Here is a 24,284-nt window from a genome sequence, read left to right on the forward strand (position 1 = left end):
AGTTAACATAACATTATGTAACTATCCATGTTTATATAGCTTAATATTTCGGAAGATAACTTAACTAAATGATGGGCAATAATCCCCAGCAGCTATGGTATCCAGTCAACTGATCAAATCTTGAGAATCTTAATAGATTCCGTGGTAAAATTGGATATAGTTATGATTTAACTTGACACAATAGTTGTGGGTAGTATTTTACCATGCAAACACGCCAAGAATTTATTAAATATGGTCTTCTGTTCTTCTTATCATTAGGGGTAGTTACCTGTAACGCATCCCCATCGTCTGTGGGTTCTGGTGCTGGGGATAGGCCATTTAGGGTTTGGTGGCAACAGGGTTTTTATCCAGAAGAAACTCAAGAGATTCAGAGATTAGTCCAAGAGTGGGAAAATGAGACCGGAAATCGGGTAGAATTGACCTTCTACAGTGACGCAGATATGCTGAGAGAAACTAATAATGCGATCGCATCAGTTAATCCTCCCGACCTGTTATTTAGCACTGGGAAAGTAGAAACCTTAATCCCTAGTTTAGCGTGGGATAATCAACTGGTTGATCTATCGGATATAATTACTCCCCTGCGAAGCATTTACGATCGCGAAGCCCTGGAATCCGTAGCATACAAGAATTCCCACACCCGACAAACTGGGAAATATGCCGCCCCCCTCAGCCAGCAAACTATTCATATTCACTACTGGAAACCCCTAGTTGAACAAGCCGGATTTAGTAGCGATCGCATTCCTCAAGACTGGGAGGGATTTTGGCAATTTTGGAAAGACATTCAAGACGAATTACGTTCCCAGGGTCAGCAAAATATCTACGCCTTTGGTTTTCCCATGTCTCCCGCCGCCAGTGATACCTACTTCACCTTTGAGCAATTTTTAACAGCCCACGCCCACAATGTACAATTAATCAGCCCCACAGGACAACTGCAAATTAGGGAACCCCGGGTGCGTCAAGGTCTGATTAACGCCCTGACTGAATACACCAACCTTTATAAAGATGGCTATGTTCCCCCTAGTGCCATCGATTGGGCAAATCCTGATAATAACGTCTCTTTCCTGAGTCGAAATTCAATTTTAACCGCTAACCCATCCCTATCAATTCCCGGTTCCCAGCGTCAGGATACCCAGACCTATTTTCAAGATTTAGTCACCATCGACTGGCCCAACACACTGAATGGCGATCGCCTTAATTCCGTTTCCAGTGTCAAAATGGTTGTTATATTTAAAGAGTCCCCCAATCAGGAACAAGCCAAAAGTCTACTATCCTATCTAATTCAACCAGAGAACTTAGGTTCCTATCTCCAGGGTGCTCAAGGACGCTATTTTCCGGTAATGCCAAAACTATTAGAAGATCCATTTTGGACAAATCCTGAAGATCCGCATATTTCAGCGTCTGTTCAGCAATATCAGCAAGCTAGGCCATTTGCACAATCATTTAATCCGGCTTATTCTCAAGTGCTATCGGATAATATTTGGGGTCAGGTGATCCGTGCTATTGTAGCTGATGGTATCTCACCAGAACAGGCAGCGGATCGGGCGATCGCTCAAATTGAGGGAATTTTCTCCAATTGGGAGCAATAATAGTTTATGGCCCACCATAGGAACCCGAATCAGGTTATAGCGAGAGTCTCCATGAGGTAAACAAATGAAACTCCTCAATCAAAGCCTACTGTCAAAATTGGTGGGTTACTTTTTTCTACTTTCCGGTGTCACCGTTGGGCTGGTTAGCTTTACTGTTAATATCCGCGCGCGGGAGTCCCTGAAACAATCAGTTTTTGAACGATTGCAAGTCGCCACCTCCCTTAAAGCCCATCAGGTCAACAAATGGGCCGAAAATCAACGCCGAGAAACCCTAGCTACAGCTAGTAACTTAACCGTCAGGACTCAAGCCGCAATTCTGGTAGACCCCAACGCCACACAAGCCCAAAAAGCCCAAGCCCAAGAGATCATCAACCAAGAATTAACTCACCTCCTCGCCCTCAAACCCGAAATTGATCGCATTTCCCTACTGACTACCGCCGGAATTATCATCTATTCTACCGACCCCACCATTATCGGAAACTATCAACCTCTAGGTAATACCACCACCTATTTTGACAGCATAGAGTCAGGCGATCGAGTCCGTCCTAATTTTTACACCTCCACCAAAACTGGGCGACCCATGATCACCCTAGCCGCCCCCGTTTTTCGTCCTACCTCTTCCACTAGCGCCACCCTCGATATACCAGAGTTAGACGATATCCTTGCTATTCAAACCCTGTTGGCTAACGGAGGGTTTTATAATGGTTCCATTGATAATATATGGGGTCTGCAAACCCAAACAGCGATCGAAAACGCTCAAAATGCCTATGGACTCCCAGTAACTGGACAACCCGATCGCCCTACCCTAGAACAATTGGTGCAATCAACCAGCAATATTAATTTACCCCCAGAAAATCAACGTATAGCTGTCATTGCACTAGATTTGAACCTGAATAGCATCGATGAAATTATCCGAAAAAGGGCGGGTTTAGGAAACAGTGGCGAAACTTATTTGGTCGGTCGTTTAGAAAGCCAAAGCGCTTTGATTTCTAGTCACCAAATCGGAGAAGAAAAACTGATCCAAGCTGTTAGCAGTCCCGGAATTGATGCAGCTTTGCGGGGAGAAACCGGAGAGGGTATTTATCGCAATTATGATGGTATTCCCGTGATTGGGGTATATACCTGGTTAGAGAAGCAAAATTTGGCTTTGATTGCCGAAATGGAACAACAAGAAGCCTTTGCTCCCGCTAATCGACTTGCTAAAGATATCTTGTTACTAGGGTTGACTTCCATCAGTTTACTGTTGATTGCTGTCTATCTGTTAACCAGGAAAATTACCCAGCCCATTCTGGCGATTACTGAGACTGCGTTAAAAGTTTCTGATGGCAACTTTGACTGTCAAGCACCCGTTTTAACTCAAGACGAAATTGGGATTTTGGCTCGGACTTTTAATCAGATGATTACTGATATCAAAGAGTTTAATCAACAGTTATCTGATGCTAATCAATATTTAGAAGAAAGGGTGAAAATGGCTACCGTTGAACTTCAGGAAACTTTGGCTAATCTGACTTCAATTATTGACCACATTGCTGATGGATTGTTAGTCACTGATACCGAAGGTAAAATTACTCGCACTAATCCCGCTTTGGCTAATTTGTTTGATTTGGGAGATGTGGATATACGCGGTAAATTGTGCAGCGAAGCCTTTGATGGGGATGTGATGGATTTGCTTTTGCAGTCTAAAGCTAAACCTCTGGATGCTTTCGGGGGAGAGGTGAAATTAGAAGGCGATCGCATTGGTCAAGCCGTCGCTAAGGGTGTACTTAAACAGGTATCTTCCCCATCAGGTTCAGAAGAATTAATATATATTGGTTCAGTCGTATTATTTAGGGATATTACAGCCGAAAAAGAAATAGATCGGATGAAAACTGATTTTATCTCCACCGTATCCCACGAATTAAGAACACCTTTAACCTCTGTTTTAGGGTTTGCTAAATTGATTCAGAAAAAACTCGATGATGTGATTTTCCCCTTCATTAAAACTGATGATAAGAAAATCAATAGAGCCGTTAATCAAGTCGCTAGTAATGTAGATATTATTGTTTCCGAAGGCATACGATTAACCAATCTAATTAATGATGTGCTTGATATTGCTAAAATGGAAGCTGGTAAGACCGAATGGCATATAGAACCCTTATCTATCAAAACCGTAGTAGAACGAGCCATATCTGCCACTACTTCTTTATTTAATAACAAGCCCATTAAATTAATTGTTAATATTCCCGAAAATCTCCCCGATATTATGGGAGACAATGATAAATTAATGCAGGTTTTTATTAACTTAATTTCTAATGCTGTCAAATTCACCGAAACAGGTAATGTAACCTTAGAATTAATGGCGGTTAATTCCGTGATTAAGGTTTCCGTAAAAGACACAGGTTGTGGTATTGATGCTGCTGATAGAGAACAAGTTTTTGAGAAATTTAAACAGGTAGGTAATACCTTAACCAATAAACCGCAAGGAACTGGTTTAGGCTTGCCAATTTGCCAAGAAATTATCCAGCATCACGGCGGGTCGATTTGGGTAGAAAGTCAGGTGGGAGTGGGTAGTACCTTCTATTTTACCTTGCCTTTACCTGACGTTAAAGACATTGAAAACGCTGTTAAAACCCTCGATTTACAATCTTTAATTAATCACCTAACTAATGAAAAATATCAGGATAATCAGTCCATAGGAGAACATAAAAAGACTATTTTAATCGTGGATGATGACCCAAGTATTAGAGAGTTATTGCGTCAAGAATTAGATGCGGAAGGCTATAATGTCCGCTTGGCGAAAGATGGTCGAGAAGCCATTAGTCAAATTAAACAAAATCCACCAGATTTAGTAATTCTTGATATTATTATGCCGGAGATTAATGGTTTTGATGTGGCAGCTATTTTAAAACATGACCCGGAAACTCAGCATATTCCTATTTTGGTTGTCTCTGCTGATGACTCAGTTAGTCGTGGCTATCAGGTAGGGGTTGATAAATACCTAACTAAGCCAGTGGCTCAAGAAACTTTATTACAAGAAGTTAAATCTTTGTTTGCTCGTGGAGAGTCTCCTAAACGGGTGTTAATTGTCGATCGCGATATTTCTACCCTTGAGATTTTAAATGAAGTCCTAAAAACTCAAGGTTATCTTGTATCTCAGACCCAAGGGGAGGAAGAGTTTTTGCCTCAAATTCGAGCCATGAAACCAGATTTAGTTATTGCTAATGCGGAATTTTCCAAAAAGTATAATTTAGTCCGTAGTTTTAAGTTTGAAAAAGAACTAGCTAATATCTTTCTATTTTTGTTAGAAGACTCCCGTAGCAACCATGAAGATTAAACTTAAACAAATTTTACGTTTTCCTGATATTGCCTCAATTATCGATGAAATGATTAAGTTGAATAATGGCTCGATTTCTATTTTTGACCATGAGGGTAATTGTCTATTGGGGAACCTTCAACCACTCCCTACAGAAACTTATCCGATTTTACTTCATAATCAATCTATTGGTTGGGTGGAAGGCGATCGACAAGCCGCCACAGTCGCTTCCCTCCTCACTTATTTAGTTAATCGAGAATGGGAACGGAAAACTTTGGCTCATGAAACCTTGGAAAGGTACAAGGAAATTAATCTGCTTTACCGAATTTCGGAAAAATTGAGTGCCGTTTTGGATAATAAATCTTTGGCTTTACTGATTTTAGAAGAAGCTATGCAAGCCATTCGAGCTACTGGCGGTTTTGTGATGACTTGTAATCAGGACAATCCACCAAATCAACAGTGTCAAATGATTGTAGTATCTGGTGAATCTTCTCAACTGAGTTATCCCTTGGCTGAGAAAATTGCCGATGCTATTTTTGATTTTACTCAGCCGGAAATTATTAATAATATTGCTTATGATTTTCGCTTTGCTTTCATGGCTTCCCAAATATCGGCTCTGTTATTTTCGCCTCTCAAACATCAAAACCGGATTTTGGGGTTTATTGTTTTATTCAGCACTCAATCTGTCTCCTATAATGCTAGTGACTTAAAGCTATTGACAGCGATCGCATCTCAGGCGGCTAATGCTATTGAAAATATCCGATTTCATGAATATCGATTGCAGGAAGAACGGATTAAAAGCAACTTGGAAAGATATATGTCACCTCAGTTAGTCGAGGCTGTCATTAACTCCAAAGATGAAAATTTGCTGAAAAACTGCCGCAAAAATTTAGTGATTTTATTTGCTGATATCCGCGATTTTACCACTAAGTGCGAAGAATTGCCACCGGAAAAAATTGTCGAATATTTGAATATTTATTTTGAAGAGATGGTTAATGTCATTTTTGAACATGGGGGGACTGTCAATAAGTTTGTCGGAGATATGATGGTTTGTATGTTTGGCGCTCCCGCTAGTCTGACTAATTGTGAACAACGAGCCATAGAAGCCGCCATTGGAATGCAAAATCGCTTACAAGAAATCTCTAATCATTGGATTCGAGACAATTTTCATACCGGAATTGGTATTAGTTCCGGCGAGGTGGTGGTTGGGAATATTGGCTCACCCCATCACGTTGATTATACTGCGATCGGAGATGAGGTTAATGTGGCCTCTCGATTACAATCTTTGGCCAAGGGTAGACAAATACTGGTAGGACGTAGTATATATGATGCAACACAAAATGATTTCTCTTTTAAAGAGGTGGGTATTGTTAAGCTCAAAGGTAAAAAAAATAAGATAGAAGTCTTTGAAGTGTTATATTGAGGAGTTTAGGGAAAAGCTGATGTCACCAAGTATTTTAATTGTAGATGATGAACCTCATATCAGGCTATTGCTTCAACAAACTTTGGAAGAACTAGAAGATGAGGGTGTAGAATTATTAATTGCTGATAATGGTGAGGCGGCGTTAGCCATTATCAAAGAACAAAAGCCGGATTTAATTTTTCTGGATGTGATGATGCCGAAAATGAATGGTTTTGATGTCTGTAACGCCGTCAAAAATGAACTGGGATTATCTGATGTTTTTGTGATTATGCTCACTGCTAAAGGTCAGGAATTTGATAAACAACAGGGTGAAAAGGTGGGAGCCAATTTGTATATGACTAAGCCTTTTGACCCTGATGAAGTCCTAGAAAAGTCCATGGAAATCCTAGGGATGTGTTAACCGCTAATCACGCGGACTTTAGCACCTAACCCCTAACTAAAAAAAATAGATTCCCACTTGCTCTTAACTATCTAAGTTGAGAGTTTGTTTAATTTTATCAATGCAATTATCAGGATTCACAATGGTTAAGCCTCGCAGTGTAGTCAGATCTCCTGTTTGTTGTGTATCTGCTTGTAATAATACCATCATCGACGATTCTTTCGGTAATTCTAGGGAATTTCTATGATTCTCATAGGTACTGATAGTCGGGTTATAATTTTTACCTGATTTGCATTCAACCCAGAGAACTTGTTGGTTAACCCAAAATAGAAAATCTAACTCAAATACATTTCCATTCGCAAATTCTAGCTTGGGATTAATTAAGCACTGATAGCTCAGATTATACTCATTAAATAAATTGGTGATTTTGTGGTAAATAAACCTCTCAAACCAAATACCATTAAAGAAATTGATGATTTGTCCTTGGGGGTCAACTTGACCGGAAATGGTTCTGTTATGGTCGAAGGGAAAGTCACCTTTCCCAACTCCAATTCAAAACCGTGCTTGCGAGTTTCCCAGCACACGGCTCCTGATGTGGATACCCTCTTTGTCAAAGGAACAAGGTTACGACCCCCTGCTTTATGACTTCAACTTTGGGAGCTATATGCTTGCGTTAGTCTTTAAACTCGCTTTCGCCATTAAACTCTTACTTATCGCAGTCTCTATATCCACACCGTGACTAGTGGGCATATCCCAACCATTACAGTTAGGCATTGGCTTTCAGTCACATCCCTTCCCCTTATGAGCTTGCGCTTACACTTTTCACTACTCTACGAGATGTACTCGTAGAGAGCCCAACAGGGGTTTCAACGTTCCGTATATATGGGCATTCCATCTTTAGATTTGTCCTATCCACCGGGGTACATTTTAAAAGTCTGTGTAGGTGTTGATAACAGTACCCTACTTTTCCCCTTACTCTTTTGAGCGCAGCGTGTCAACCTATTTCGCTACTTAATACTTACGGTGGTTCAAGCCAGACATTTGGTTTCCCTAATCATGGATGGTTGGCAGTGGTCGGATTGGGAATAGGTTTCCCTTACGCCTTCCGTTCCCCGCTTCAATCCCAGATTTGTGATTTCTGAAACTGGGGGTGGCTATCGCCTTTACTCTTTCCCAAATCACCCCAAGTGGGTTAAATACTCCTCCTTATAGTATACTTGGAGGATAAATAGTGTATTCTGTGATTTCTTATATGGGATTGACCTTGAGTTCCCTGCCTTGCTTAGTCTATGCTTAGTCTATACTCTAAGCACTCTAAGCGTCGGGACATATATACAGTTAAGGGGTTAGACTGGTTGAAGGTCTAATTGCCCTCTAGGAGGTTATTTCAGGCATTGCAGCCTTATTTGACTCCTAAACGTCTCGCACAGTATTTTTATTATAGTGATAGGTTGACAGAAAGCTGAGACGACTTAGCTTATTACATAATTGTGTCGATTGAGATATCTCTGAGTGAGTACCATTTGATAAGTTGAGATGAAAAGGAGTCCGGCTACAAATACTCTGGACGATCGCTTGATGTAATCTGCTTAAATTTTGGTAGTTATTACCAATGATATCAGCTAGTTGATTTAGCACATCATCTGAATCACTAGGTTGATTACTACTGTTAACTTTAATCTCCAGTTGTTCTAGCCAGTTAATTAATTCGGTCGGTTCTTGGTTGGTTTTTACGGGTTCAGGTGAAGGAATCTTAGGTTCTAATACCTGTAACACCCTTTCTAATTGGGATGAAATTTTAGACAGACGGTTAATTTCAGTTTTGACAGATTCGTGTAACTGCTCCAAGTCTTGTTTCAGAGGGAGTAAGTCGGAAGAATTACCGTTTATTTCTGGTGTGCTAAGAGTCGGTGGGGAGTTGAATTTTAACGGGATTACATTGTCAGTCTTCTTCTGCTCAACTTCGACTCGATAAACTAATTTCCAACGACCTTCATTCGTCTTATAGATTTTTATATAGTTAATAGACTGTAAGTTAAACTTGCTGGCTTCCACATACTTATAAACAGCATCCCCTACGGTTTTTCCTCCCAGTTGGGAAGATTCTAAAAATAACTTAATGTCTCCTTGAACACAGTCAAACTTTACCCGAATACCTTTCGATTCTAGTTTGTTTTTAATTAATGTAGCGATCGCATTAATATCCCCTTGTTTGGCTAGGTCTAAAACAGAGAAAGCCGTACTCATCCTAAGATTCCTCGTTAATTGAGCCGTTGGCAACAACTGTCTACTGTTGCCAGTAAATTCATTTTAAGCCGCATACCATAAACTAGGCAATGTGGAAATTACGGAAAATTCCCTGGTCAAATCTGCTTATACGGTTCAACAAATCCGTAAAAACACTGATTGATAGTGCTACAGTAATGATAATCAATGATTACTCATTCGCGCCAAAACTTAAATATTATTAAATGTTGAAATCTCCCCGACATCATCTTTTTTAAGCTAAAATAATCAATAGGAGTCGGAAATTCTCCCAATTGGCAAAGATAAATGGCAACCAGGAACAAAAATTATGGCTTCCGAAAACCAAGTGAAACAATACCTAGCCTACTGGTTTCAGTTAGGCAAAAAGGTTGTCCTGAATAACGGCAACCAAACTCAACTACCATTACCCACGATTACAGGCGATCGCTATAGCCGAGAATTCGAGAAGTGCTGGGAACAAATTTTAAGTCCAGAGTCTGGCGACTGCTACCTAGAGGGAACCAATGAGACCATAGCAGAACTGCTGACACCAGAATGGGAAATCATGGACTGCGCTAGGTGTGCAATACCTATTCCGGTCCGCATTCACGGTATGCCAACACCCTGCTGTCCCTGTTTTGACTTAAAAGATTGGCCAAACTCCGAATCACCTCCTCCCAGGGTTCCCGTCAACAGCCGTAGTCATTTACTTAATCTATGTCATAGATTGATGCGAGAGTCAATTCAACACGGTTAGAACTTTAGCTGAAAATTTGTTAAGATAGTTTACAATCACAATCAGACCCTAACCAAGATTTACATGACAGCTAAACCAGTGTTGCCTACATTGTCCGAGGCTGACTCCAACTCACTAACGCCGAAAGCACTCGAAACCGAGGCTATTGATGTGAACTACTCGGAAACCATAGATACACCAGCCAACTCGGAGGATGTCTTATTGCGTTATGACCCCGAAGCGATCGCCAATCATTATCGTTCGCGGATTTTTGAGGTTTGGGGTCGCCTGTTGTCAATTATCTGGAAACTAGGATTCTGGTATTGGGGAATTTGGAGCGATCGCCGATTTGCTAGAGGCGATCGTAATCAGCGAAAACGAGCCATTCAACTGCGAAACCTGCTGACGGAACTCGGTCCAGCCTTCATCAAAATCGGACAAGCCTTATCAACCCGTCCTGATTTAGTACCGCCACTATATCTTGAGGAATTAACCAAACTCCAGGACCAATTACCCCCCTTCCCCAACGAAGTAGCCTATCGGTTTATTGAAGAGGAATTAGGCGATCGACCGGAAAACATCTATGCTGAACTTAGCCGCGACCCCCTCGCCGCCGCGTCCCTGGGACAAGTTTATAAAGGCAAACTGAAAACAGGTGAAACTGTAGCCGTCAAAGTTCAGCGTCCTGACCTGTGCGAAAGAATAGGACTAGATATTTATATTCTGCGAACTTTGGCAATTTGGGCCAACCAAAACTTTAAATTTATTCGCAGCGACTTAGTAGCGATTATGGATGAGTTGGGGAGTCGCATTTATGAAGAAATGGACTACAACCAAGAAGGCCATAATGCGGAACGCTTCCAAGAACTCTACGGACATTTAAAAGATATTTATGTACCCCGTATCTATTGGGAATATACCGGACGGCGGGTGCTAACAATGGAGTGGGTGACGGGAACCAAACTCACGAATTTAGAAGAAATTGCGGCTCAGGGAATTGATGCTCGTTATTTGATTGAAGTGGGGGTGCAATGTTCCCTCCGTCAACTCCTAGAACATGGCTTTTTTCATGCTGACCCTCACCCCGGAAACTTGCTGGCTAGTCCAGATGGCAAGTTAGTTTATCTCGATTTCGGGATGATGAGCGAGGTTAAACCCTATCAGCGTTATGGTCTACTAGAAGCAGTGGTGCATCTAGTTAATCGGGATTTTGAAGGTTTAGCCAACGACTATGTAAAACTGGAGTTTTTGAGTCCTGACACTGACCTAACCCCGATTATCCCAGCTTTAGGGGAAGTTTTTAATAATGCTTTGGGTGCTAGTGTAGCCGAGTTGAATTTTAAAAGCATTACCGATGAACTTTCGGCTTTGATGTATGAGTACCCGTTTAAGGTTCCGGCTTATTATGCGCTAATTATCCGATCGCTGGTAACTTTAGAGGGAATTGCGATTAATGTAGACCCCAATTTTAAAGTTCTCAGCAAAGCCTATCCTTATGTAGCCAAACGCTTGTTAAGTGACCCATCGCCAGAGTTGCGAACTTCTCTGCGCCTACTACTATTTAAAGATGGTTCCTTCCGGTGGAATCGTTTGGAAAATTTGCTGAAAAATGCTAAAAATAGCGATGATTATGATATCAATAAGGTTCTGGATCAGACTTTAGATTTCCTGTTCTCGGAAAGAGGAGAGTTTATCCGAGAAAATCTGGCGCGGGAACTGGTTAATAATATTGATTTGGCTTCCCAAAGTGCGATCGCTAAAGCACAAAGGACTATTGCTCAATGGATGGGGGTTAAGACTAAAACACCGGTCAAGCCAGTATCAGAAACTGACAGCAAAAATCTTGATCATGTTCAGCGGATTATTGCTATTCTTCAGGAAACTAAAGGTTTCGACCCCATGCTATTAGTCCAGCGGGTTCCCAACTTATTAGGAAAACCGGAAGTCCGAGATTTGAGTCAGCAGGTCGCGGGAGATTTAGCACAAAGAGCGATCGCTCGTCTCCTTCGAGAGATGTTAGCCTCGGATGAATCTAACCCCGCATCCCAAAACGGAAATTCGGCTAAACCCGCTGAGGTTAAACCTTTCCCACAATTATCTCTCCCCGCCGCCTTTCGGTTTGATAATTAATGATTAATTGACCCGCCCTATTATCACAGGTAATTACAATGACGACTAACTAACCAAATTAATGTCGTGTTTTATATCTGCAATCCAATTAAAAATCGAGTCATCAGGATTGCAGTTATAGACCTCTGAATATAAGTCGCGGATTAACTGCTGTACAAGGGTTTGGGGTAACTTGTCATGATGTTTTTCGCCGATAATCATTAACATCATTTCGGTGGTTGTAGTGCCATCTAAGGCAGGAAAAATGTAGATAATATCCTGAAATATCTTAGCGCCTAACCTTCGATAAAAGGCAACGCGGCGCTGTTTCAACTCGCGATTTTCGCCAAAATCTGGATGTTCCACCTCTAGGATAAGTGATTTATCATCCTGTTGAACCACATTGATAATATACTCTAAAAACCGAGAACCGATTTTAATGTTTCTTAAATGGGGAACGGTGGCTAAATATCCTAACAAAACAAATTCGGAATTTGGCAGAGGATGGACAATGGACATCAGGGCAAATTCTTGCTGATAATATCCCCCCCATAGTTGAATATTGCCTAACTTGAGCGACCGGGATATGATGGGAATGGGGATGATTTCCTGGGGTAAAAAACTCTGTTGATAGAGTGCGATCGCCTTGGCAAAATCAGGATTTTCGAGGGTAATTTGTTGGAACTCGACCTCGGACATACTAATCAATTAACTCCCAGTTGATATCCTACTTAATCGAAGAAACCCCTTGAAACAGTAAAATGAGACCCCCGACCAAAATAGCGATCGCCAAAAAGCCGATAATCCCATCAAGTAGGGCCGTATCTTCCATAATCTACCTTCCTAGCCTTTCACAGGTCCCCATGTTAGCACGATTACGGAAAAAGCCACTAACCATATATGCTACCCTAATGGGTAAACCCCTATAATACCTGATTGGCAATCTTAACCAGCCTCAATGGTTCACATTAAGCGCGTGGAACTTACCAACTTTAAATCCTTCGGTGGCACTACATCAATTCCCCTGCTACCGGGGTTTACTGTGGTGTCTGGACCGAATGGTTCTGGGAAATCCAACATTCTTGATGCTCTATTATTCGCGCTAGGTCTGTCTTCCTCGAAAGGAATGCGCGCGGAAAGATTACCTGATTTGGTGAATAATTCCCAAAGCCGGAAAACGACGGTAGAAACTCGGGTTACGGTTACCTTTGACCTATCAGACCTAACATTTGCAGAACTAGAAGAGGAACCGACGGAACTGGAAGGGGAGGGAGAAACGGGAGCAAGGGGACTGGTAGCTGAGGGGGAATGGAGTGTGACCCGGAAATTGCGGGTGACGAAACAGGGAACTTATACCTCCACCTACTACATTAATGGGGAACCCTGTACGCAAACAGAACTACACGAACAACTAAACCGTCTGCGGATCTACCCAGAAGGTTATAACGTGGTGCTTCAGGGAGACGTGACGGGTATTATCACGATGAAACCCAGGGAAAGGCGGGAAATTATCGACGAACTGGCGGGAGTGGCACAATTCGATCGCAAAATTGTTCTAGCGCGGGAAAAACTGGATACAGTGAAGGAACGGGAGGAACGTAGCCGCATAGTTGAACAGGAACTTATTAGCCAACGCGATCGCCTAGCGAAGGACCGCGCCCAAGCTATGAAATATCAGCAACTGAAAGCTGAATTACAGGAAAAAAGCCTTTGGTGGGCGGTACTAAACTATCAAACCCTACAACAACAACTCTGGCGGTACAGGGAACAAATAGAAGCAGGCGATCGCAGTCATAGTGAATTGACGGAACAATTCCAGTTGCAGCAAAGCCAAATTAAACAAGCAACCACTACCCTGGAAGCATTAAACGCTCTAGTAAAAGCCATGGGGGAAGAGGAACTGCTGCAACTCCAGTCTACCCTGGCTACCCAGGAAGCGGAATTGGCTTCTCAGCAGCAAAGGCGGCGGGAATTGGAAACGGCGGCGCAAAAGGCGAGTGAGCAGCTCGGACAAACTCAAGCGGCTATTGAAGAACATAGCCAAACCCTGGCTAATTTGCAAGCCCAAAAAAAGACGGAAACCGAGTTAGAACAACAACGGGAAAGCGATCGCCATGTGGCAGAAACTAGCCTTAACCAAACCCGTAGGGAAGCGGACCAAATAGCCAACCAAGCGGAAAGTTGGATGGTACAACAGACGGACCTACACCGCCAAATAGAAGCCTTGCAAAAAAGCCTGAACCCCCAAAAGACAGAACAAGCGAGACTGCGGGAGAGGGCGGAACAGTTGGCGCGCCAAACCCAGGAAAGGGAACAGGCGCTAGAATCTTTACAAGGGGAATTAACTACCCACCAGCAAACCCTGCAAAGGGCAACCAGTGGGGTTAGCGAGGCGACGGCTCAGGTAGAGTCTCTCTCGCGGATAGTTACGGCGGTAGAAGAAGATCTGTCTGTCCAACAAGACACCCTTAACCGCTTATTAGAAGAACAGCGGGAACGTCAACGCAAGCTAGACCGCCTAGAAGCTGAACAACAAGCCCGAGCGGAGGCGGCGGGGACCTATGCGACCATGGCGATTCAAAAAGCGGGGTTAACTGGGGTCTGTGGTTTGGTCTGTCAGTTGGGGAGGGTAGAGCCTCAATACCAACTAGCCCTAGACATTGCGGCGGGAGGTAGATTAGGGCATATAGTGGTGGAAGATGATACGGTGGCGGCGGAAGCGATCGCCCTGTTGAAACGACAAAAAGCCGGACGGGCTACGTTTCTCCCCCTCAACAAAATCAGACCATCATCAGAGAGAATGGAAACGGACACCCTGGCGACTCTGGATGGCTTAGTAGACCTGGCAGTAAATTTAATTGAATACGATCGCCCTTATCATCACATTTTCGTATATGTGTTTGGCACAACCTTAGTATTTAAGTCCCTAAATCAAGCCCGGCGCTATCTGGGACAATATCGGATGGTGACATTAGATGGGGAATTGTTAGAATCTAGTGGAGCCATGACCGGGGGCAGTAGCACATCCCGTTCTAGCCTACACTTTGGCAGTGCAGATAATCAACTTAGAGCCGCCACTGGTGCGATCGCCTCTCTCAAAGAAAGATTAGCGGAAATAGAACGTATCCTCACCCGTTGCCATCAAGCTATTACAGAAGGCACACAAACTGTTAAACAACGTTCTGCGGAATTAATCGAGGCTAAACAAAATCTGCGAGAGGCTACCCAACAGGTGGCTCAAGTCCAGTCGCAAATTGTGGCTATCACCACCACCATAGAACAAACACGATCGCAACTAAACACCGCCCAGCAAGAATTATCCACCGCCAGGGAACGTCTAGCAGCACTAGATAGCACCATTCCCGCCGCAGAACAACAACTACAAAGCGATCGGGAAACCCTAGCCCAATTGGAAAGAACCAACAGCCACACGGAATGGCAACAGATACAAGTTCGCCTCCGCCAACAAGAAGCGCACCTACAAGCCCAAGAAACGGCTCTGCGAGAGGTTCAACAGCGGTTAGGGTACATTGAGACCACTACAGCCGCCCTGGGCGAAAAATTAGCAGCCGACCATCTCCGCGCCGCCGACTTCCAGCAGCAGCAACAGTCCCTTAACCAACAAATCACGGACACCCAAAACCGCATCACCACCATCAATAGCCAAATTAGCCAAACCCGCGCAGCCATCTCCCAGGTTGAGCAACGTTTGGGAACCGCCAAACAAGAACGCGATCGCGCGGAAGCACAACTACGGGAAATGCAAACCGCCCAGTCGCAGTTGGAATGGCAGATCCAGAAACTTGAGGAAACCCAACAGGGACGGCGTGAACAACTGAACATTAAACAGCAACAGCTAGAGACCCAAAAAGCTGAACTTCCCGACCCACTACCGACCATTCCCGAAAAACTGGATCTAGCTACCCTCCAACGAGAGATTAAATCCCTGACCAAGGGGATGGAAGATCTAGAACCTGTGAATATGTTAGCCTTGGAAGAGTACGAGCATACTACTACCCGCCTAGAGGAGTTAAGCCAAAAATTGGCTACCCTACACGGGGAGAGGACAGAGCTACTATTACGCATTGAAAACTTTACGACTCTCCGCCGTCGCGCTTTTCAGGAAGCCTTTGATGCAGTTAACCAAAACTTCCAAACCATTTTTGCCGAATTGTCGGAGGGAGATGGATATTTACAAATTGATGACCCAGAAGACCCCTTTAATAGCGGTCTAAATTTAGTGGCTCACCCCAAGGGTAAGCCTGTACAGCGACTAACTTCTATGTCGGGAGGGGAGAAGTCCCTAACGGCGCTAAGTTTTATTTTTGCCCTCCAGCGTTACCGACCCTCCCCATTTTATGCCTTCGATGAGGTGGATATGTTCTTGGACGGAGCGAATGTGGAACGATTAGCTAAAATGATTAAAGGACAAGCAGAACAAGCCCAGTTTATTGTGGTTAGTCTGCGTCGCCCCATGATGGAAGCCTCCCAGCGGACGATTGGAGTTACACAAGCTAGGGGGGCTTATACTCAGGTTCTGGGTATCAAATTATCGTAAGTGTTTTTAGAGGTAAGGCGATCGCACCGGGTCGGTTGGGTGGAGGTACGAAACCCAACACCAACATCTCTCAGTGGGGAGGTAAAGCGATCGCATTTCCTAAAAGGTGATTTAATGTATTTTACTTTACAATAAGTCACAAAAATTTTCACTATACTTGACAATTGCAAATTCATTAACCATACTGGACATATCTCTAAACAATTGAGGACTCAATATTATTCTCTTCTGTCTTATGACTGAAGTCTGAGGAGACTTAGATATCGCTAAACCCGAAAACTTTATCATCAGGTAGATTGAAGATAATAGACAGCAATTGAGGTGATGTTATGTGGGTTTTTAATGCGATTTTAATTTTAGTTTGAATAGTCGTTTTTATGGCAAGAACCCCTGTGTTATCACGTTTCTTATGTTTGGTATTTGCTATTTTAGTAAATATTTTTGTGTTATGGACGGCCGCTGGTTTTTTTGCAATGTTGGGTGCTTGTGCGGGTCTATTTTTATATTTGGTGTTTGAGGCGGCCGGAGCCTCTGATGCAGCGCTAGGATTAACCATAATAACAATATGTTATGGAATAGGCGGATTGGTGGGATTCATTTTATGGTTTCCTGAATTTTATAAAAATCTTTCCTGCGCTTTCCTCGAATTCCTCGAAAGTGAGTAGGGCGATCGCATTTCGGCGGCGAGCTTATTTAGTAGGTTGGGTGGAGGTACGGAACCCAACAACAACATCTCTCAGTTATGTTGGGTTTCACCCAACCTACCCAGCTCGAATTTATCGAAAGTGAGTAGGGCGATCGCATTTCGGCGGCGAGCTTATTTAGTAGGTTGGGTGGAGGTACGAAACCCAACAACAACATCTCTCAGTTATGTTGGGTTTCACCCAACCTACCCAGCTCGAATTTATCGAAAGTGAGTAGGGCGATCGCATTTCGGCGCCGAGCTTATTTAGTAGGTTGGGTGGAGGTACGGAACCCAACAACAACATCTCTCAGTTATGTTGGGTTTCACCCAACCTACCCAGCTCGAATTTATCGAAAGTGAGTAGGGCGATCGCATTTCGGCGCCGAGCTTATTTAGTAGGTTGGGTGGAGGTACGGAACCCAACAACAACATCTCTCAGTTATGTTGGGTTTCACCCAACCTACCCAGCTCGAATTTATCGAAAGTGAGTAGGGCGATCGCATTTCGGCGGCGAGCTTATTTAGTAGGTTGGGTGGAGGTACGGAACCCAACAACAACATCTCTCAGTTATGTTGGGTTTCACCCAACCTACCCAGCTCGAATTTATCGAAAGTGAGTAGGGCGATCGCATTTCGGCGGCGAGCTTATTTAGTAGGTTGGGTGGAGGTACGGAACCCAACAACAACATCTCTCAGTTATGTTGGGTTTCACCCAACCTACCCAGCTCGAATTTACCGAAAGTGAGTAGGGCGATCGTATTTCGGCGGCGAGCTTATTTAGTAGGTTGGGTGGAGGTACGGAACCCAACAACAACATCTCTCAGTTATGTTGGGTTTCACCCAACCTACCCAGCTCGAATTTATCGAAAGTGAGTAGGGCGATCGCATTTCGGCGCCGAGCTTATTTAGTAGGTTGGGTGGAGTACGGGAACCCAACAACAACATCTCTCAGTTATGTTGGGTTTCACCCAACCTACCCAGCTCGAATTTATCGAAAGTGAGTAGGGCGATCGCATTTCGGCGCCGAGCTTATTTAGTAGGTTGGGTGGAGTACGGGAACCCAACAACAACATCTCTCAGTTATGTTGGGTTTCACCCAACCTACCCAGCTCGAATTTATCGAAAGTGAGTAGGGCGATCGCATTTCGGCGGCGAGCTTATTTAGTAGGTTGGGTGGAGGTACGGAACCCAACAACAACATCTCTCAGTTATGTTGGGTTTCACCCAACCTACCCAGCTCGAATTTACCGAAAGTGAGTAGGGCGATCGCATTTCGGCGCCGAGCTTATTTAGTAGGTTGGGTGGAGGTACGGAACCCAACAACAACATCTCTCAGTTATGTTGGGTTTCACCCAACCTACCCAGCTCGAATTTATCGAAAGTGAGTAGGGCGATCGCATTTCGGCGGCGAGCTTATTTAGTAGGTTGGGTGGAGGTACGAAACCCAACAACAACATCTCTCAGTTATGTTGGGTTTCACCCAACCTACCCAGCTCGAATTTATCGAAAGTGAGTAGGGCGATCGCATTTCGGCGCCGAGCTTATTTAGTAGGTTGGGTGGAGGTACGGAACCCAACAACAACATCTCTCAGTTATGTTGGGTTTCACCCAACCTACCCAGCTCGAATTTATCGAAAGTGAGTAGGGCGATCGCATTTCGGCGCCGAGCTTATTTAGTAGGTTGGGTGGAGGTACGGAACCCAACAACAACATCTCTCAGTTATGTTGGGTTTCACCCAACCTACCCAGCTCGAATTTATCGAAAGTGAGTAGGGCGATCGCATTTCGGCGCCGAGCTTATTTAGTAGGTTGGGTGGAGGTACGGAACCCAACAACAACATCTCTCAGTTATGTTGGGTTTCACCCAACCTACCCAGCTCGAATTTATCGAAAGTGAGTAGGGCGATCGCATTTCGGCGGCGAGCTTATTTAGTAGGTTGGGTGGAGGTACGGAACCCAACAACAACATCTCTCAGTTATGTTGGGTTTCACCCAACCTACCCAGCTCGAATTTACCGAAAGTGAGTAGGGCGATCGTATTTCGGCGGCGAGCTTATTTAGTAGGTTGGGTGGAGGTACGGAACCCAACAACAACATCTCTCAGTTATGTTGGGTTTCACCCAACCTACCCAGCTCGAATTTACCGAAAGTGAGTAGGGCGATCGTATTTCGGCGGCGAGCTTATTTAGTAGGTTGGGTGGAGGTACGGAACCCAACAACAACATCTCTCAGTTATGTTGGGTTTCACCCAACCTACCCAGCTCGAATTTATCGAAAGTGAGTAGGGCGATCGCATTTCGGCGGCGAGCTTATTTAGTAGGTTGGGTGGAGGTACGGAACCCAACAACAACATCTCTCAGTTATGTTGGGTTTCACCCAACCTACCCAGCTCGAATTTATCGAAAGTGAGTAGGGCGATCGCATTTCGGCGCCGAGCTTATTTAGTAGGTTGGGTGGAGTACGGGAACCCAACAACAACATCTCTCAGTTATGTTGGGTTTCACCCAACCTACCCAGCTCGAATTTATCGAAAGTGAGTAGGGCGATCGCATTTCGGCGGCGAGCTTATTTAGTAGGTTGGGTGGAGGTACGGAACCCAACAACAACATCTCTCAGTTATGTTGGGTTTCACCCAACCTACCCAGCTCGAATTTACCGAAAGTGAGTAGGGCGATCGCATTTCGGCGCCGAGCTTATTTAGTAGGTTGGGTGGAGGTACGGAACCCAACAACAACATCTCTCAGTTATGTTGGGTTTCACCCAACCTACCCAGCTCGAATTTATCGAAAGTGAGTAGGGCGATCGCATTTCGGCGGCGAGCTTATTTAGTAGGTTGGGTGGAGGTACGGAACCCAACAACAACATCTCTCAGTTATGTTGGGTTTCACCCAACCTACCCAGGAGGTAAGGCGATCGCCTATTTAGTAGGTTGGGTGGAGGTACGGAACCCAACAACAACATCTCTCAGTTATGTTGGGTTTCACCCAACCTACCCAGGAGGTAAGGCGATCGCCTATTTAGTAGGTTGGGTGGAGGTACGGAACCCAACAACAACATCTCTCAGTTATGTTGGGTTTCACCCTATCAGTGATGTTGGGTTTCACCCAACCTACCCAGTAGTTGGGTTTCACCCAACCTACATGGCTTATATGTCGGGAGGGGAGAAGTCCCTAACAGCCCTCCAGCCTTACCGACCCTCCCCATTTTATGCCTTCGATGAGGTCGATATGTTCTTCGACGGGGCAAATGTGGAACTATTAGCTAAAATGATTAAAGGAGAAGCAGAACAAGCCCAGTTTATTGTGGTTAGTCTGCGTCGCCCAATGATGGAAGCCTCCCAGCAGACCTGGGGTCACACAAGCTAGGGGGGCTTATACTCAGGTTCTGGGTATCAAACTGTAGTAAGTTGACCCGGTAACATATATTTACGTTTGGAATTAAATTTAGCCAAGTATGACATCTGAACATATCCGCCAACGTTCCGATCTTCTCGGCACTCAAGTGATTACCCGCGATCGCGGTAAGCGACTAGGAGTCGTTAGCCAGTTGTGGGTTGATGTGGACCGACGAGAAATTGTAGCCCTGGGGTTGCGAGACAATTTTCTGGCTGTGGCTGGACTCCCTAAATACATCTATCTCAACAGGATCTGTGAGATCGGCGACGTGATCTTGGTGGATAACGACCAGGTTCTTGAAGATGATGTTGATATAGAAGGTTACAGCGATTTGATCAACAGTGAGGTAATTACAGAAACCGGAGAACCCCTCGGACGAGTGCGGGGCTTCCGCTTCGATACCCGTGATGGTAAGCTCGAATCCATTATTATTGCCTCTCTGGGTTTCCCACAAATTCCAGATCAGGTTATTAGTACCTATGAACTTTCCATAGATGCGATCGTTAGTAGTGGTCCGAACCGCTTAATTGTCTTTGAAGGCTCGGAAGATCAACTTCAACAGTTGACGGTCGGTGTTCTGGAACGTCTCGGACTGGGTGAAGCACCCTGGAACCGCGAAGAAGAAGGAATGTATTATCCCCCCACGGTTAAACCTGCTAACCAATTGGGTACTGGTGTTCCTCAAGCACCACCACAACAACAATATCGCACCCCCGCCCCGGTTGAGGAAGCCTGGGAAGAAGAAGAAACCTGGCAAGAGGCGATCGCCCCTCCCCCCGTTAGACAGCCTGAACCAGTTTATGATGATTATGAAGATGATAACTGGGGAGATGCTGAACGAGATGATTATGATGATGCGGAATATGTGCCGATAGAACCGCCCCGCCAAGAACGTCTCTATGCCCGAGAATATCAGTATGAATATGAGGATGATGTGGAGTCTGATGCTTGGGCTGATGATGAAACCCCTAAACCTTATAAAGCCCCCCGTGTCAATATTCCTGACAAAAAGAAAATGCCGGAATATGAGGAAGAACCCGGCGGCTACTAACTAACCTGCTCCCACGCTAAATATTCCGATCATGTCATGGCGTGGGATTCCCATTTGGGGGTTGACAAATTTTGCAAAATGTGGTAGCTATGTAGCGCCAGAGTCTGTTTTTTTAGGGAGACAGGGGCGATCGAAAAATGTTAAGCTGGCAAATGTTTAGTATTTGACTGCATAGTTATTTATGGCTTCAATTCAATTTTCACGGGGAGTTGACGAAGAAGTAATCCCAGATGTGCGATTGACTCGTTCCCGAGATGGTAGCCAAGGAACGGCTACATTTCGTTTCCAAAATCCCAAGGCTTTGGCTGATGATGCGACTGAGGAAATTACTGGGATGTATTTGATTGACGAGGAAGGAGAAATTGTCACTCGTGAAGTTAAGGGAAAATTCATTAATGGTAAAGCTACCGATATTGAGGCGACTTACTTAATGAGAAGCCCTGAAGAGTGGGATAGGTTTATGCGATTTATGGGTCGCTATGCTGAAGAAAACGGTTTACAATTCAATAAGTCCTAACATATCCGGTAGTTATGGAAACTCCCACCGTCATGACTATAGCTTGGCGGCGGGGTTTTCCTCCCTATCCTCCCAACTGTGATTGGTTAAAATTATGTCAGTATACTATGGGCGGACTCGACATATAATTCTTAGATAGCTGATGATAATTTTACGGAAACTATGATCGAAATTCGCCGCCATTCTCCTAACCCTTCTGTTGATGTCCTCAATCTCAGTTACCAAATAGTCACACCAGATGCTAAACCACGACATATATTAGAAGAAATAGTCTGGCAAAAAGAAAAGGAAGTTAGCCAAAAACGCGATCGCCTACCATTACTAGAATTAAGAAAACGGGTGATGGACTTGCCCCCCTGTCGGGATTTTCTGGGGGCGCTAAAAACCTCGGCTACCCGTCCCGCCGTCATCGCAGAAGTGAAAAAAGCCTCCCCTAGTAAAGGCATAATTAGAGAAGATTTTGACTGTGTGGCGATCGCTAAAAGTTACTCACTTGGCGGCGCAAGCTGTATCTCCGTTTTAACTGACGAAAAATTCTTTCAGGGTAGCTTTGAAAACCTCGCGAAAGTCCGCGCCGCCGTAGATCTGCCCCTACTGTGCAAGGATTTCATGATCTACCCCTATCAATTCTATCTAGCACGACTACATGGGGCTGATGCAGTTTTGCTAATTGCAGCAATTTTGTCTGACCAGGATCTGCAATATTTTCTCAAAATTGCTAAGATGCTCACCATGACTGCCCTGGTAGAAGTTCATACCCTCGCGGAACTCGATCGCGTTTTGGCACTTGATGGAGTTAACCTGATTGGCATAAATAACCGCAACCTCTCGGATTTTACCGTAGACCTCAACACCACAACCACCCTATTAGAAAAACGGCGATCGCAAATCAACTCCAGTAATATCCTGGTGGTCAGTGAGTCCGGTTTGCATCAAAGCACCGACCTAGATATTGTACTCCAAGCTGGCGCGGAAGCCGTCTTAATCGGGGAATCCCTGGTTAAACAACCAGATCCTCAAATCGCCCTGCAACAAATGTTAGCTAGAGCTTAAAAGCCAGTAGAATAGTTAGTTCCCCATAACCTAGTACAAATACGGATAGATACCGCAATGGATGATAAGTTAATGTTGATGATTCCGGGACCAACCCCAGTACCCGAAAAAGCATTACTCGCCCTGGCTAAACACCCCATAGGACACCGCAGCGGTGATTTTAGTCAAATTATGGCGGAGGTACAAGAAAACCTCAAATGGCTACACCAAACCCAAAATGATGTCTTAATCCTTACCGCCAGCGGGACTGGTGCAATGGAAGCCGGAATTATTAATTTCCTCAAACGTGGCGATCGCGTTTTATGTGGTTGTAACGGTAAATTTGGCGATCGCTGGGCGGAAGTCGCTACAGCATACGGGTTAAATGTAGAAATCATTTCCGCTGAATGGGGACAACCCCTAGACCCCGAAAAATTCCGCGAAGTCCTCGAAGCGGACACCGAAAAGCAAATTAAAGCAGTCATTATCACCCACAGCGAAACCTCAACCGGGGTTCTCAATGACCTGGAAACCATCAACCGCCACGTCAAAAACCACGGGGAAGCCCTAATTATTGTTGATGCAGTCACCAGTTTAGGCGCTGTTAATCTTCCTATTGATGAATGGGGATTAGATGTGGTAGGGTCCGGTTCCCAAAAGGGTTATATGATTCCCCCAGGACTAGCTTTTGTCTCTGTCAGTCCTAAAGCATGGGAAGCCTACAAAACCGCTGACCTACCCCGCTATTACTTAGACCTGGGACCATACCGGAAAACGGCAGCTAAAAATACTAACCCCTTTACCCCCCCGGTTAATCTGTTTTATGCACTCCAGGTGAGTTTGCAAATGATGAAAGCCGAGGGGTTAGAGAATATTTTTGCCCGTCATCATCGCTTAATGACCATGACACGGGATGCCGTCAAAGGCCTGAATTTGCCCCTATTTGCCCCCGATCATGCTGCTAGTCCCGCTATAACTGCGGTTTGCCCTCCTGAGTCTATAGACGCGGAAAAGGTGCGCTCTATCATGCGAAAACAGTTTGATATCGTTTTGGCTGGAGGACAAGATCACCTCAAGGGTAAAATCTTCCGTATTGGGCATTTGGGTTTTGTTTGCGATCGCGATATTCTTTGTGCGATCGCCGCCTTAGAAACTACCCTCCAACAGTTGAACTAAAATAAAGTTTGACAGTTAAAGCGCCATCATAGCCAGAAACTGGGTTTCTATGACCATCTTGGTGAGACCATCAAAAACCTAGAAACCCCGTTTCTGCTT

17 protein-coding genes and 1 pseudogene are annotated in these 24,284 nt (G+C 44.4%); 14 read left to right on the forward strand and 4 right to left on the reverse strand.

Annotation, left to right across the window (positions count from 1 at the left end):
- Window positions 1-203 precede the first annotated feature (203 nt).
- From XZ46_RS04870 to XZ46_RS04885, 4 genes are all read left to right on the forward strand, one after another.
- Window positions 204-1,586, forward strand: a complete 1,383-nt coding sequence (locus XZ46_RS04870; RefSeq protein WP_048894933.1) for an ABC transporter substrate-binding protein — start codon at window positions 204-206, stop codon at window positions 1,584-1,586.
- Window positions 1,587-1,650: 64 nt separating this feature from the next.
- Window positions 1,651-4,899, forward strand: a complete 3,249-nt coding sequence (locus XZ46_RS04875; protein WP_008057444.1) for a response regulator — start codon at window positions 1,651-1,653, stop codon at window positions 4,897-4,899.
- A complete protein-coding gene (locus tag XZ46_RS04880) occupies window positions 4,889-6,301 on the forward strand; it encodes an adenylate/guanylate cyclase domain-containing protein (RefSeq protein ID WP_006669861.1) in 1,413 nt (470 codons plus the stop codon). Before XZ46_RS04875 ends, XZ46_RS04880 begins: the two co-directional genes overlap by 11 nt.
- 19 nt (window positions 6,302-6,320) lie before the next feature.
- On the forward strand, window positions 6,321-6,701 hold the full coding sequence (locus XZ46_RS04885) for a response regulator transcription factor (protein WP_006621258.1): 381 nt from the start codon (window positions 6,321-6,323) through the stop codon (window positions 6,699-6,701).
- A gap of 63 nt (window positions 6,702-6,764) precedes the next feature.
- On the opposite strand, the gene XZ46_RS37465 is transcribed toward XZ46_RS04885, so the two are convergent.
- Window positions 6,765-6,890 carry a hypothetical protein gene (locus tag XZ46_RS37465; protein WP_008057441.1) on the reverse strand — a complete coding sequence of 42 codons (126 nt, stop codon included), beginning with the start codon at window positions 6,888-6,890 and terminating at the stop codon, window positions 6,765-6,767.
- A gap of 219 nt (window positions 6,891-7,109) precedes the next feature.
- Between XZ46_RS37465 and XZ46_RS33855 the strand changes: the two genes are divergently transcribed.
- On the forward strand, window positions 7,110-7,325 hold the full coding sequence (locus XZ46_RS33855) for a hypothetical protein (protein WP_008057439.1): 216 nt from the start codon (window positions 7,110-7,112) through the stop codon (window positions 7,323-7,325).
- Window positions 7,326-8,093: 768 nt separating this feature from the next.
- Here XZ46_RS33855 and XZ46_RS04895 read toward each other — a convergent pair.
- Window positions 8,094-8,927 (reverse strand): hypothetical protein, encoded by an 834-nt coding sequence (locus tag XZ46_RS04895; RefSeq protein WP_228116486.1) that lies wholly within the window; start codon window positions 8,925-8,927, stop codon window positions 8,094-8,096.
- A 328-nt stretch (window positions 8,928-9,255) separates the two neighbouring features.
- Between XZ46_RS04895 and XZ46_RS04900 the strand changes: the two genes are divergently transcribed.
- Both XZ46_RS04900 and XZ46_RS04905 read left to right on the forward strand, forming a co-directional pair.
- The gene (locus XZ46_RS04900) at window positions 9,256-9,684 is read left to right on the forward strand and encodes a hypothetical protein (protein WP_008052857.1); all 429 of its coding nucleotides are present in this window, start codon (window positions 9,256-9,258) and stop codon (window positions 9,682-9,684) included.
- Window positions 9,685-9,747: 63 nt separating this feature from the next.
- A complete protein-coding gene (locus tag XZ46_RS04905) occupies window positions 9,748-11,793 on the forward strand; it encodes an ABC1 kinase family protein (RefSeq protein WP_048894934.1) in 2,046 nt (681 codons plus the stop codon).
- A gap of 45 nt (window positions 11,794-11,838) precedes the next feature.
- On the opposite strand, the gene XZ46_RS04910 is transcribed toward XZ46_RS04905, so the two are convergent.
- The gene (locus XZ46_RS04910) at window positions 11,839-12,471 is read right to left on the reverse strand and encodes a GNAT family N-acetyltransferase (protein ID WP_008057477.1); all 633 of its coding nucleotides are present in this window, start codon (window positions 12,469-12,471) and stop codon (window positions 11,839-11,841) included.
- A 259-nt stretch (window positions 12,472-12,730) separates the two neighbouring features.
- Here XZ46_RS04910 and smc point away from each other — a divergent pair, with 259 nt between their 5' ends.
- Together smc and XZ46_RS37470 are read left to right on the forward strand one after the other, a co-directional pair.
- Entirely contained in the window at window positions 12,731-16,330 is a 3,600-nt protein-coding gene (smc, locus tag XZ46_RS04915) for a chromosome segregation protein SMC (protein WP_008057476.1), read from the forward strand.
- Window positions 16,331-16,465, forward strand: a complete 135-nt coding sequence (locus tag XZ46_RS37470) for a hypothetical protein (protein ID WP_257720188.1) — start codon at window positions 16,331-16,333, stop codon at window positions 16,463-16,465.
- A gap of 121 nt (window positions 16,466-16,586) precedes the next feature.
- Here the strand turns inward: XZ46_RS37470 and XZ46_RS04920 are convergent, their stop codons facing one another.
- Window positions 16,587-16,886 (reverse strand): hypothetical protein, encoded by a 300-nt coding sequence (locus XZ46_RS04920; protein WP_048894935.1) that lies wholly within the window; start codon window positions 16,884-16,886, stop codon window positions 16,587-16,589.
- Window positions 16,887-20,154: 3,268 nt separating this feature from the next.
- On the opposite strand from XZ46_RS04920, the pseudogene XZ46_RS38215 reads away from it, so the two are divergent.
- From XZ46_RS38215 to XZ46_RS04945, 5 genes and pseudogenes are all read left to right on the forward strand, one after another.
- Window positions 20,155-20,416 (forward strand): annotated as a pseudogene (locus tag XZ46_RS38215) (chromosome segregation protein SMC); the annotation flags it as partial.
- A 51-nt stretch (window positions 20,417-20,467) separates the two neighbouring features.
- The gene (locus XZ46_RS04930) at window positions 20,468-21,460 is read left to right on the forward strand and encodes a PRC-barrel domain-containing protein (protein WP_006621247.1); all 993 of its coding nucleotides are present in this window, start codon (window positions 20,468-20,470) and stop codon (window positions 21,458-21,460) included.
- A 181-nt stretch (window positions 21,461-21,641) separates the two neighbouring features.
- Window positions 21,642-21,977, forward strand: coding sequence for a photosystem II reaction center protein Psb28 (gene psb28, locus XZ46_RS04935; RefSeq protein ID WP_006621246.1), 336 nt, complete (start codon window positions 21,642-21,644; stop codon window positions 21,975-21,977).
- Between the two features lie 162 nt (window positions 21,978-22,139).
- Window positions 22,140-23,030 carry an indole-3-glycerol phosphate synthase TrpC gene (gene trpC / locus XZ46_RS04940; RefSeq protein ID WP_006669856.1) on the forward strand — a complete coding sequence of 297 codons (891 nt, stop codon included), beginning with the start codon at window positions 22,140-22,142 and terminating at the stop codon, window positions 23,028-23,030.
- Window positions 23,031-23,087: 57 nt separating this feature from the next.
- Window positions 23,088-24,185, forward strand: coding sequence for a pyridoxal-phosphate-dependent aminotransferase family protein (locus tag XZ46_RS04945; protein WP_008057502.1), 1,098 nt, complete (start codon window positions 23,088-23,090; stop codon window positions 24,183-24,185).
- The last annotated feature ends 99 nt before the right edge of the window (window positions 24,186-24,284 follow it).

The organism is Limnospira indica PCC 8005 (assembly GCF_000973065.1).
GTDB lineage: Bacteria > Cyanobacteriota > Cyanobacteriia > Cyanobacteriales > Microcoleaceae > Limnospira > Limnospira fusiformis.